Below are 12,266 nucleotides of genomic sequence, written 5' to 3' on the forward strand. Positions count from 1 at the left end.
ATAAAACTAAGTGGAGGCTACTATGGAAATCGATAAAAATGAAGTTTTAAGATATTTGGGATATAAAAACCAAAAAATAGATAAAAACATGACAAATTTGATTGATGAATGCATTCAAGAAATAATTGATATAAGCAAAGCTAGTTCAGTATATGAAATTTTTGATATTGAAAGAAAAAATGGTTTTCTTTTTCTATTAGGTAGCACTTTAGTTTTAAAAGATAAGGATATAAAAGATCTTCTAATAAACTCTGACAAGTGCGTCGTTATGGCTGCGACTCTCGGAACGGCTGTGGATAGCCGACTAGCCTACTACTCAAGATTTGATATAACAAAAGGTGTAATTATGGATGCCTGCGCAAGCACAGCAATAGAGTATGTTTGTGATGAGCTCCAAGATGAAATCATGAAAAACGCATTAAAAGATAATCTATATATTACAACTAGATATAGTCCAGGTTATGGAGACTTCGCTATTGATAATGGAGCAGAAATACTAAATGTATTGAATGCATATAAAAAGATAGGACTATCTATTACTGAAAATAGTATAATGCTTCCAAGGAAATCTGTAACCGCACTTATAGGCCTTAGTAGGACTAAAAATTTAAAAAAGCATACTGGATGCGCAAGTTGTAAAAATGTAGGTTGTGAATTCAGAAAGGATGGTGGATGTTGTGAATAAAAAAATAAATTTTAATGATTTTTTATTATTTGATGGTGCTATGGGAACAATGCTCCAAAAATATGGAATTAAAAGAGGTGAATTACCTGAGAGTTATAACATATTGCACCCAGAAATCATAGAAAAAATACATTTAGAATACCTAAGTGTAGGTAGTGATGTCATAACCACCAATACCTTTGGTGCAAATAGATATAAACTTAAAAATACATTATACAGTGTGGAAGATATTGTTGGAAGTGCTGTAAGGATAGCAAGAAGTGCTGCTAAAGATAAACTTGTTGCACTTGATATTGGGCCCATAGGTCAATTGATGGAGCCACTTGGAACATTATCATTTAATGATGCCTATGACACTTTTGCAGAGCAAATAATAATTGGTGCAAGGGAAGGCGCAGATATAATAATCATTGAGACAATGTCAGATATTTATGAGGCCAAAGCTGCTATTCTTGCAGCAAAGGAAAATAGTAATCTGCCAGTTATATGTACAATGTCTTATCAGGATAATGGAAGAACATTAACTGGTACGGACCCAATAACTATGGTTAATGTAATTCAAAGCCTTGGAGTAGATGCACTTGGCGTAAATTGTTCTCTCGGCCCAAATGAAATGCTTCCAATAATTACAGAAATACTTAAGTACTCAAGTATCCCAGTTATAGTTCAACCTAATGCTGGTCTTCCTAAACTTAAAGACGGAGAAGCATTTTATGATGTTAATGCACATGAATTTGCACAATACGCAAAAATCATGGCAGAGATGGGTGTTACAATATTCGGTGGTTGCTGTGGAACTACAAATCAGCACATAAAAGATATATCTGATATGTTAAAAGATTTGAAACCTATAAAACGTGATGTTAAAAAATTTACAGCTGTTAGTTCACCGTCCCTAACCGTAGTACTTGGAGAAGATATAAGAGTTATTGGTGAGCGAATAAATCCTACAGGCAAAAAAAAGCTTAAAGAATCATTAAAAAATAATAATTTGGACTATATACTTAAAGAAGGCATAAATCAACGAGATGCAGGAGCAGATATACTAGATGTTAATGTGGGTCTTCCTGAAATTGACGAACTTGCTGTTATGGTTGAAGTCATTAAAGAACTACAAAGTGTTGTTAATCTTCCACTTCAAATTGATAGTGTTAGGCCTGATGTAATTGAAGCAGCGGTTCGAATTTATAATGGCAAACCTCTAATAAATTCTGTTAATGGTAAAGATGAAATAATGGAATCAGTATTTCCTATAGTTAAAAAATATGGTGCATGTGTAATTGGACTCACCATTGATGAGAATGGTATTCCATCAACTGCTGAAGGTAGACTTAAAGTAGCTCAAAAAATTGTTAAAAGAGCAGCAGAATACGGAATAGATAAATCAGATATTATAATAGATTGTCTTGTTTTAACTGCCTCTGCTCAACAAAGCGAGGTTAAAGAAACTATTAGAGCCGTGCAGCTTGTCAAAAGCACACTAGGGGTTAAAACTACTCTTGGGGTAAGTAATGTATCCTTTGGTTTGCCTCAAAGGGGAATACTAAATAGAACCTTCCTGGCTGCTGCATTAACAGCTGGACTTGATGCACCAATACTCAATCCTCTATCTGAGGATATGATGTCCACAATTAATGCCTTTAACGTTTTATGGAATAACGATATTGCGTCAAAAAAATATATAGATATTTACTCAACCTTTGAGGGAAAACAGACAAGTAAAGTAATTACTACAAATAAAGATTTAAAGAGCATTATTATTGATGGTATGAAGGAAGAAGCTTCAAAAATAACAAAAGAACTTTTAAAAACTATGACTGAAATGGAAGTTGTAAATAACTATTTAATCCCTTCTCTTGATATTGTAGGTCAAAAATATGAAAGTGGAGAAATATTTCTTCCTCAATTGTTACAATCTGCAGAGACAGTAAAAAAATCTTTCCAGATAATTAAAGAAAGAATGATGGCAAGTACAGAGAAAAAAATTAGTAAAGGTACCATTGTTCTTGCAACTGTCCGTGGAGATATTCACGATATTGGTAAAAATATAGTTAAAATTCTACTCGAAAATTATGGATTTGATGTAATAGATCTTGGAAAAGATGTACATGAGGATGTAGTTGTTGAGGCAGTACGTAGTGGTAATATTAAATTAGTTGGTTTAAGTGCACTTATGACCACCACTGTTAGAAGCATGGGTGAAACAATAAAGGCTCTTCGTGACAATAACCTTGATTGCACTGTTCTTGTTGGAGGCGCAGTTTTAAATGAAGAGTATGCAAAAATGATAGGCGCAGATTATTATGCAAAAGACGCGACACAAACTGTTAAATTTGCAAGAAGATTATTCAAATGTGAATAATAGTGCACCTCATATGACCTCTCTCTCCAGCGTAACTAGAAATAAGCAGAAGGTTTAACTACCTTCTGCTTATTTCTATTTTACAATTTTTAAAAATTTTCAACTTCCCTTAATTCAGCTTTAAAGAACGTACTTTTGTGCTGTTTCATTTACTTTTGCTTTTAATTCTTCTTTTATGGTAAATTCAAAACTGTAATTAGTTTTGAAAAATGTACTGACTTCAAATTTAATAGTAGTTGGTAATATCCAACTATAACTTTGAACTTTAGACCATTTATAAAAGTTTCCAGAGCCATATATCCCATTTTCTCTTATCTCTGAACTATGTGAACCCCTTATTATATTATAAATTGAGATTTCAATCCAAAATATGTCCATTAAAATATTATTATAAGTGTTATCCATATAATGAAGATACCCTAATATACACCATATGATAATCATCAAAGCCCAAAAGATAGTCCCAATGTTGGTCCAAAGTCTATTTTTGCTTGTGTTTATAATAAATTTTCCATGTTGGCTTACTGTATATAATTTTCTGGACATCATTAAAAAAGCAATAATATCCATAATAAGAATTATTTTAGTTCTAGTATCCATTAATATCCCCTCCGAAAAATCTATTTTTTATCGATAATACCATTTAAATTATAACATGTTTTCTATATTTTTGAAATACAATTTATTACTGTAGTATATCTATTAGCATATCAAATAGTACATAATAAATATGCTTCCATAGTCTTATGGAGATGGAGATAAATATAGAATTATCAATAAAAAATAACATGCTAATTATAATATTAATTAACATGTTAAGTAGTATGCTATTTTATCAAAATCACCTCAAAAATGAACCCGTTGCTTATAGAATCAGGAGACTTTAGTTAATCAACTCTTCTTAAATCTCGATAACACAGCTCGCTTTACAACATCAAAAAAGCTTAACGAATTAACCATATTATTTGGATCAACATATTTTCGAATAGTACGAAGCACTTTTTTTGGATCTTTAGAAGAAAAAATATAGTTAACATTTTTCTTCGTTTTAATCGCATATCGTGGAATCCACTTTCCTTTTAGCATTACGGACGCAATGACCTTGTCAACATCTTCCCAAGGAATTTGAACATTTTTGCGAGAGTCACGAGAACAATAAAACTCAAAACCTTTGTCGCCGATCATAATTTTTCCATAATCTGTAGAGCCTGTAAGCCATGTTGCATCAATTACTAAATCCACCTTTGTATTGAGTGATTGAACCATACTATCTACCTCTTTTCTATTTATACACACATTTGTTTCTATTAATTAATAAATCATTGTTGATTATAATATACATTCTTAATATGAAATAATCAAGTGCCTCAAGGCATAACCGTCAAAAACAGTTTTAGTAATAAAAAAACCCAGGCCAGAAGCCCAGGTTGATTAAAAAATATTACATTAAACCGATTAAGTGGAAAACAATACCCACTGCGAACAGCCCAAAAATAATTGTAATTGGAGATACTTTCTTCTTAAGCAACCACATGCAAAGTAATGTCAATCCTAATCCTGCAATTCCAGGAATCAAAGAATCTAAGTTATTTTGTAATGTAGTAACCTTATCAGGCGTTAATGACAAGCCGCTTTTTTGTTGTAGTAGCACTTGTTTAATACCTTCTGCTCCAGCAGGGATTTTGCTCCAATCAATGAAGGCACCGGAAGCTAACTTAACGGTTGATACCACTGGTGCAAATGAAACGGATACCCATCTGTTAACTAATGATCCCAAAATGAACATACCAAGGATGGATGCTCCTTTTGTAACATCTTGTAGTAAATTACCTGATACATCCTCGGTAATACGAGAGCCTGCTTTGTAACCAAACTCTTGTGTATACCATGTAAATCCCATACGGATAGCATTCCAAGCGAGGAAAAAGATAATTGGTCCAAGTATGTTACCAGCCATAGCAAGAGAAGCAGCTAATGCCCCTAAAATTGGCCTAACAGTAAACCAGAAAACTGGATCTCCGATACCAGCTAAAGGACCCATCATACCAACTTTAACACCTTGAATAGTTATGTCATCGATTGGTAAACCATTTGCACGGTCTTCCTCTAATGCTAATGTTACACCAATGACTGGTGAAGCTACATATGGGTGAGTGTTAAAGAACTCCAAGTGACGTTTAAGTGCAGCTGCACGATCTTCTTTAGTCTTATATAATTTTTTGATTGCGGGTATTAATGCATATGCCCAGCCACCGTTTTGCATTCTTTCGTAGTTCCATGAACCTTGAAGGAAAGTTGAACGCCACCAAACAGAAATACGATCTTTTTTTGTTAATTTTAATTTATTTGCCATTTTCGTGTTCTCCCCCTTCTTAGTAAGTATCTATAATATCGCCTAATGGATCACCAGTATTTGAGCTTCCACCATTACCTGAGCCACCTTGTTTAGTAAGCTTTAAGTAAATAAGAGCCACACATACACCGATTGCCCCTAGTCCGATAAGTGTAATTTGTGAAATAGTTGCAAGCACAAAACCAATTGCAAAGAATGGCCATACTTCTTTTGTAGCCATCATGTTGATTACCATTGCATAACCAACAGCTACCACCATTCCACCACCGATTGCGAGTCCACCTGTTAACCAAGTAGGCATAAGTTCAAGTGCTGTCTTAATGGGACCAGCACCAACTGCTAAAATTAAAGCTGCTGGAATTGCAATACGTACACCCTGCATACAAATAGCAATGATATGCCACATTTCAACTTTTCTGAAATCTCCTTGTTCAGCAGCAGCATCCATGAAATGTACAAATGCTGTGGCAATGGTACGACAAACAATTGTTAATAATAGCCCTGCAACTGCTAGAGGAACAGCAATAGCGTAAGCTGCTGGAACTCCTGCTGTACCTTGACCACCAAGAACTAGAATGATTGCAGATGCAACAGATGCAAGCGCTGTATCTGGTGCTACGGCAGCACCTATGTTTGCCCAACCTAAAGCAATCATTTGAAGAGTACCACCTAAAATTAGGCATGGTAGTAAGTTACCTGTAACTAAGCCGATTAACGTACATGCAATTACTGGTTGGTGGAATTGAAATTGATCCAAGATACCTTCCATACCAGCTAGAAATGCCACGATAACGACTAATATCACTTGGATTATATTTATATCCATGATTATTAATCCCCCTTTTTCATTTAATAGTTAAATAATTAAATTATTTCAGTTTATTTAATTCCACTTGTGCTTTTTTAAGAATTTCGTCCATATTTCCTTTTGAATCATTTGGAACTTTACGAACATCAAAAGTAAGTCCAGCTTTTTTAAGCTTATTGAAGGTATCAATATCGTCTTGATTGAAAGCAAGTACTTTGTTTGGTTGAACTTTACCAGGAGAGTGAGCCATAGAACCAATATTAATTGTCTTAAGTGGTACTCCACCTTCTACTGCACGAAGTACATCTTGTGGATTTTCAAAAAGAAGTAATGCACGTTGTCCACCAAAAGATTGATCATTTTTTGCAAGTTTAATCATTTGATTAACTGGAACAACATGAGCTTTAACACCCGGAGGCGCAGCCTGTGTAATCAATTTCGTACGAAGTTCATCTTTGGCTACTGCATCTGACACAACAATAATTCGTGTAGGTAGCACATCTTTTGACCAAGCCGTCGCTATTTGTCCATGAAGTAAACGAGAATCAATACGAGCTAAAACATATTCGAATGATCCAGGTGCACCTGCATTAGATTTTCCAGCGGTCGCTTCTGAAGATTTACCACTATCTGCTGGTTCTAATTCCTCAGGCTTAACTTTAACTCCTTCTTTAGCTGGTTTTAAGATATAAGCCGCAATTTCCTGTGCGGATTCCATTGAAGAACGTGAAGCATAAGCTTCAATTACCATTGGTAGATTCATACCAGCTACTATTGCCCATTTATCTTTATGTTCTTCAAATAGACTATTCGCTTGATTGAATGGTGTACCACCCCAAAGATCAACTAAGAATAAAACCTCATCTTGGTTGTCAAAGGATGCGATTGCGTCTTTCATTTTTGCTTTAACATCATCAGGACCTTCACTAGGCATCAACGTAACTGCTTTTACGTTTTCTTGTTCTCCGAAAATCATTGCACCAGATTGCAATATGCCTTTAGCAAATTCTCCGTGACTAGCAAGAATTATTCCTACCATCTTTTATACCTCCTATTTTTTATTTGTTACAGTAAAATTTATATAAAAGTTTTAAAAAAACCTGTAACCAAAATTATTGTAGCTCATTACAAGCAATCGTAACGATTACAACTAAAACCCATTAAATCTTATAGTTTTGACATTAAATCTACTTTTGAATCTGAAGAAATTTTTCTTATTTCTAGTTCAATGCCTTTTTTATTTAATGTTTTGAAAGCTTTAATATCTGTATCATCTACTGATACTACACTAGTTATTTGTTTCTTTCCTTGTTTAAATGACATACCACCAATATTTACACTTTTTATCGCTACTCCACCTTCAACCATTCTTACAACATCAGTCGGATTAGTGAATAGAAACAACACTCTATCATCTTGGTATTTGGGAATATTATAAGCTCTTATTGCCTCATCAATTCCTACAACACTTGATTTAATTCCTGGAGGTGCAACTTGCTCTAAAAGTGTCTTTCTAATTGAGTCCTTTGTTACATCATCATTACATACAATTATTCTTTGACATTTTGTGTCTTTTGACCAAATTGTTGCTACTTGACCATGTATTAATCTGTCATCAATTCTTGCAAGCACTATATTCATTATAACTCACCCTCCTTATCCGCATTTTCATCTAAGTTGTCTTACTATTACATATAGCAATTGCCATGCCAAAATAGTGTATTGTTTATTATATTTGTGTGAAATGTTTATAAATAGCCATTTTTTTATTTCAAATCTTTTTTATTTCTTTTATACTGATACACTTCTTCTATAGTTTTAATACAAATTTTAATTTTTCACTAATAAACAGTGTATCAAAAAAAGAAGTGTATCAGCATACTATTTTCTATTCTATCATTTCTGCTAAAAATAATATTTCATCTTCCGTTAAACCTATGTTTATTGCATCTTTAAATACTTTATTTGCCCCTGTAATAATCTCTACCAAGTGTGAATCTATGTTAGCTTTTTCCCTTTTGTACTTTAACCCATCCTTTATTATCATTCTCTCTAGAGCACAACCTACATGCACCATTATTCTTATTTTGGTTGAATTGTTAAAGCTTATTTTTGTTTTTTCTTCTAAAATATTTACGAATTGATACAATAATCCTATTATTTTAGAAGGGTTTAAATAAGTTAAAAATTGATTTAAACTGTCTTCACATAGATCCTTAACTACTGTATTTTCATGGCCTTTTTCAATTTTAAAGTTTTTTTTCTGTATTATACTCATTAAAACATTTTCACCATTACCGCTAATTAGCTCTTCAAGAGAGATAAAGGTCGCTTCAATTTTAGGGTTTATTATACCAACAGAAGCTATAATAGTATAGTTATTTTTTATTTTTATTATTTCCTTTTTTATGTCTTTTATGCCTATTGGTAAAATTTCAATTTCTTTTTCATCTGTACTTCTAACAATGTTCTCCACAAGTTCTTTTAGCTTTACTGCAGTCCCCTCGCCAGTTGCGCATATTGTTATTATTGCCTTTTTCTTATTTGCATCGTCTTCATTAATGCCTTTATCTTCTTCCTCAATCTTTGAATATCCTCTAAATTGCTTTAGAGAATTATATAAGGAATCTAAATTCATATCTAAAATAGTCGCTTTTCTTATGGCTTCTAATACTAATGAGGTGGTAACCATATCTAGTGTCTTAACCTTTATATCTGTTTTTTCCATTATTATAGACTCAAAGTTAACAAGTGAACCCATATCCACAAGTAATAGAACCCCCTTACCCATGTCTATTTCCCTAACCTTTTCAATAACTTCATCCAACGTTTTAGTAGGACTAACTTCGAGTGGCATATCTATTGCTTCGATTACACCCTCCCCTAGAAGCTGCCTTGCCACATTAACCATACTACTTGCTGTGCTGCTCCCATGTGCTGCTACAATTATTGCCACATGCTGATTTGTTTGTTCCTCCGTAATGGAACTGATTAACAATGTAAGATATATAACTTCAATCTTTGGAACAACCACATTATATTTTTTTTCAACCATTCCCTTTACGTCTACTGCAATATTAAATTCTGTACGTTTATCATCTATTATGCCCTCTATATTTTTATACTTAAGATTTTGATGATTACTTAATCTGTTTAAAAATGAACTTAAATGTAGACTTAATGCATATAAAAATCTATCAGTTAGTGTTTTATCAAGCTTTTTTTCAATCATGTCCATTATTTCTTCTGAGAATTCAAGAATATCTTCATCTACTATTTTTAATATTTTACTTCTACCATCCTCATCACTTTTAACCTTGTTATAAAAGGATTTAATGTGCACATTAATATCAGTTGTAATAAAATTGTTTATATATTCCTCATCCGCACCTCCTTTTTTAAGTATTGCTGCCTTATCTTCTATTATCTTGTATAAATTAAAAGGTGGATCATAAGGATCTTTTTCAATTAATACACTGTGCCCTTCTGGAGTAACTATTAGTTGCGAATCTAAATATCCAGATATTTCTTCCATTTCTTTACGTTTGCCACTTAAATAAAATAATCCACTTTTAATATCTGAAGGCAAGGATTTAAAATCTATTTCTATAAAATCCTTATTATTGATACTATTTAAAAAGCCCTTAGCGCAAATAAGTTGGATATTTGATTTCATCTGACCAATATTTCCATAAGATGTGCTTCCAATAATTGCTTTAACTGCTTCATCCTCAATTTTTATTACTTTGTTTACTCTATGTGCCTCATTGGCTAATAAAAATTTGATAAAATCAACTTTATCACTGGCTGTCCTTTTATCAAAGTTGGGAATAGTTATAATTATGGGTATTCTTCTTACAAATGTCTTTAGTAGTGATGAATTGGGATCCTCCGTAGTGGCTCCAATTATTAAAACACAGGATTTTCTGTTTCTCTCTGTCTCACCTAATCTATTAAACATACCTGTATCCATAAAATAAAACAACATTTCCTGTCCTTCTGGTGGTAATCTGTGTATTTCATCTAGAAATAATATACCTGTATCTGCTTTTTCAACAATTCCAGCCTTTTCGCTATCAGCACCTGTGTATGCTCCTTTAATGTGTCCAAACAGATGTGAGATTAAAAGTTGAGGATTGTTATAATAATCAGCACAATTAAATACTATAAATGGTGATTTTTCATCTAATTTTTTCGAATACTTCGCTTGTTTGTACATCATATTTGCAAACAAGGTTTTACCCACTCCTGTTTGACCAACAATTAATGTGTGCAAACCATTTGGAGGATAAAGTATTGCAGCTTTTGCCTGTTCAATTTGATTTTTAAGACTAGTTTTTGCTCCAATAAGTTTATCAAAAGGACATTCTTCCTGGCTAGTTTCATTTTTTTTAAGGAATAACTCATTTAAATTTTTCACTTCTATTGGACCAACTGGCAACTTTTTATCCGAAATTCTTTCTAAGCAAGCATTATCAACGTATAACACAGGTCTAGATTTTATTTTTATTATTCTATCCTGTCTAAGCAATTCATTTAATTCCATACTTACGTTATTTCTTAAAATATCTAAACTCTGAGAAATTTCAGTTGCGCTAAACCCGATTTTTTCCTCTAAGATTTCACGGTTAAATTTTTCTGTTTTTTTAGCAATATACTCATAGATTTTTTCACTTCTCTTCAAATTATCACTCCCAAAGATTAATATATTTAATACACTTAATATGTTTAATACACTTCCTTTATTATAAACTGTATTGAAATAAATATTCAAGGTTTAAGTGTAAAAAAAAAGCTTCTTAGCATCATTTTTTTAATTTCAATGCTAAAAAGTATCAATTTAAATTATTAAATATAAATTTGTTTATAGATTTGTTGTACTCTGAATAAACTCTTCTTTTATCTTAGAAAGCAAATCTCTATTAGTAATAACATCATATCCTGTTAATGCTAACGCTGTAGCCCCTATAATTAAAGCATTATGTGCCTTATTTGTTATTGTTGCTTTAGCCATTTCCTTTGTATGTAAACTTAAGTTTGGATTACCTATTCCAAGTAGCGGATGAATTGACGGTACAATATAGCTTACATTCCCCATATCTAAAGATCCAATATTTTCTGGTGGGTTAATATCTGTTATACCAAGGCTTCTCAAATTATCATTAAACGTCTCAGACAGGTTTTCATTTGTGTTCATATCATCAAATGGTGATTCGTATAAACTAACTTCAAGAGTTGCCCCAGTCATAAGTGCTGCTCCACTCGCAATATTTTTCACCTTTTGAATTACTTCCTTCAAGTAACTTTTCTTAAGAGCCCTTACATAAAATTTTGCAACTGCTCTACCTGGTACTATGTTTGCAGCGATGCCCCCTTCACTTATAATCCCATGTATCCGTACATCAGACGTTACATGCTGCCTTATAGCATTTACGCCATTAAACATTAATATAACAGCATCCAAAGCATTAATTCCTTCTTCAGGCGAACTTGATGCATGGCTAGACTTCCCAGTAAATTCAAACTGTAGTGCTTCCATTGCGAGTGAAGGCCCGCTTTTGCATGTTTTACCATATGGATGTATTATCATAGCAACATCAACATTGTCAAATACTCCTTGCTTTGCCATGTCACTCTTCGCACCATTTGTTTCCTCAGCAGGAGTTCCATAAACCTCTATTTTTCCACCTACTTCCTCCAATACCTTACTTAAACCTATCGCCGCACCAATACTAATTGTGCCAATCATATCGTGACCACAACCATGTCCTATTTCTGGCAGTGCATCATATTCACATAAAAAAGCAATAGTCGGACCTTTTTTATTACTGTCATATACTGCTTTAAATGCAGTTTTTCTTTTTGCTATTCCAGTTTCGATTTTAAAAGAATATTCTGATAATAAAGCTGTTAATTTGTCAGTAGCCTTAAATTCTTCATTCCCAAGTTCTGGATTATAATAAATGAAATCATTTATTTCCCATAGTTTTTCTTTTATACTATTAACTTGCTTAATAATTTGATCTTTCATTTATTTATACTCCTTTTTACAAAAACA

Annotated in this window: 10 protein-coding genes; 2 read left to right on the forward strand and 8 right to left on the reverse strand. The window is 32.8% G+C overall.

Annotated features, from left to right (window positions below; translation table 11 throughout):
* The first annotated feature begins 22 nt into the window (after positions 1-22).
* Both LL038_RS11420 and LL038_RS11425 read left to right on the forward strand, forming a co-directional pair.
* Entirely contained in the window at positions 23-685 is a 663-nt protein-coding gene (locus tag LL038_RS11420; protein WP_216120507.1) for a vitamin B12 dependent-methionine synthase activation domain-containing protein, read from the forward strand.
* A complete protein-coding gene (locus LL038_RS11425) occupies positions 666-3,047 on the forward strand; it encodes a homocysteine S-methyltransferase family protein (RefSeq protein WP_216120564.1) in 2,382 nt (793 codons plus the stop codon). The genes LL038_RS11420 and LL038_RS11425 overlap by 20 nt, the downstream gene beginning before the upstream one ends.
* Before the next feature lie 120 nt (positions 3,048-3,167).
* Here the strand turns inward: LL038_RS11425 and LL038_RS11430 are convergent, their stop codons facing one another.
* From LL038_RS11430 to LL038_RS11465, 8 genes are all read right to left on the reverse strand, one after another.
* Positions 3,168-3,647 (reverse strand): DUF5673 domain-containing protein, encoded by a 480-nt coding sequence (locus LL038_RS11430; RefSeq protein ID WP_216120505.1) that lies wholly within the window; start codon positions 3,645-3,647, stop codon positions 3,168-3,170.
* A gap of 291 nt (positions 3,648-3,938) precedes the next feature.
* Positions 3,939-4,313, reverse strand: coding sequence for a DUF956 family protein (locus LL038_RS11435; protein WP_216120503.1), 375 nt, complete (start codon positions 4,311-4,313; stop codon positions 3,939-3,941).
* Positions 4,314-4,488: 175 nt separating this feature from the next.
* On the reverse strand, positions 4,489-5,400 hold the full coding sequence (locus LL038_RS11440) for a PTS system mannose/fructose/sorbose family transporter subunit IID (protein WP_216120501.1): 912 nt from the start codon (positions 5,398-5,400) through the stop codon (positions 4,489-4,491).
* Between the two features lie 19 nt (positions 5,401-5,419).
* Entirely contained in the window at positions 5,420-6,226 is an 807-nt protein-coding gene (locus LL038_RS11445; RefSeq protein WP_216120499.1) for a PTS mannose/fructose/sorbose transporter subunit IIC, read from the reverse strand.
* A 43-nt stretch (positions 6,227-6,269) separates the two neighbouring features.
* Entirely contained in the window at positions 6,270-7,247 is a 978-nt protein-coding gene (locus LL038_RS11450) for a mannose/fructose/sorbose PTS transporter subunit IIA (protein ID WP_216120497.1), read from the reverse strand.
* Between the two features lie 128 nt (positions 7,248-7,375).
* Positions 7,376-7,849, reverse strand: coding sequence for a mannose/fructose/sorbose PTS transporter subunit IIB (locus tag LL038_RS11455; RefSeq protein WP_216120495.1), 474 nt, complete (start codon positions 7,847-7,849; stop codon positions 7,376-7,378).
* Between the two features lie 247 nt (positions 7,850-8,096).
* Positions 8,097-10,892, reverse strand: a complete 2,796-nt coding sequence (locus tag LL038_RS11460; RefSeq protein ID WP_216120493.1) for a sigma-54-dependent transcriptional regulator — start codon at positions 10,890-10,892, stop codon at positions 8,097-8,099.
* Between the two features lie 180 nt (positions 10,893-11,072).
* Complete coding sequence (locus LL038_RS11465) at positions 11,073-12,239, reverse strand: M20 family metallopeptidase (protein WP_216120491.1); 1,167 nt, start codon at positions 12,237-12,239, stop codon at positions 11,073-11,075.
* Between the last annotated feature and the right edge of the window lie 27 nt (positions 12,240-12,266).

Origin of the sequence: Clostridium estertheticum (assembly GCF_026650985.1) — a bacterium.
Classification (GTDB): Bacteria; Bacillota; Clostridia; order Clostridiales; family Clostridiaceae; genus Clostridium_AD; species Clostridium_AD estertheticum_C.

Excerpts from the sequence above, each read along its gene's own strand:
- LL038_RS11420 (WP_216120507.1), top strand. The coding sequence starts at position 23 with ATGGAAATCGATAAAAATGAAGTTTTAAGATATTTGGGATATAAAAAC.
- LL038_RS11425 (WP_216120564.1), top strand. The coding sequence starts at position 666 with ATGGTGGATGTTGTGAATAAAAAAATAAATTTTAATGATTTTTTATTA.
- LL038_RS11430 (WP_216120505.1), bottom strand. The coding sequence starts at position 3,647 with ATGGATACTAGAACTAAAATAATTCTTATTATGGATATTATTGCTTTT.
- LL038_RS11435 (WP_216120503.1), bottom strand. The coding sequence starts at position 4,313 with ATGGTTCAATCACTCAATACAAAGGTGGATTTAGTAATTGATGCAACA.
- LL038_RS11440 (WP_216120501.1), bottom strand. The coding sequence starts at position 5,400 with ATGGCAAATAAATTAAAATTAACAAAAAAAGATCGTATTTCTGTTTGG.
- LL038_RS11445 (WP_216120499.1), bottom strand. The coding sequence starts at position 6,226 with ATGGATATAAATATAATCCAAGTGATATTAGTCGTTATCGTGGCATTT.
- LL038_RS11450 (WP_216120497.1), bottom strand. The coding sequence starts at position 7,247 with ATGGTAGGAATAATTCTTGCTAGTCACGGAGAATTTGCTAAAGGCATA.
- LL038_RS11455 (WP_216120495.1), bottom strand. The coding sequence starts at position 7,849 with ATGAATATAGTGCTTGCAAGAATTGATGACAGATTAATACATGGTCAA.
- LL038_RS11465 (WP_216120491.1), bottom strand. The coding sequence starts at position 12,239 with ATGAAAGATCAAATTATTAAGCAAGTTAATAGTATAAAAGAAAAACTA.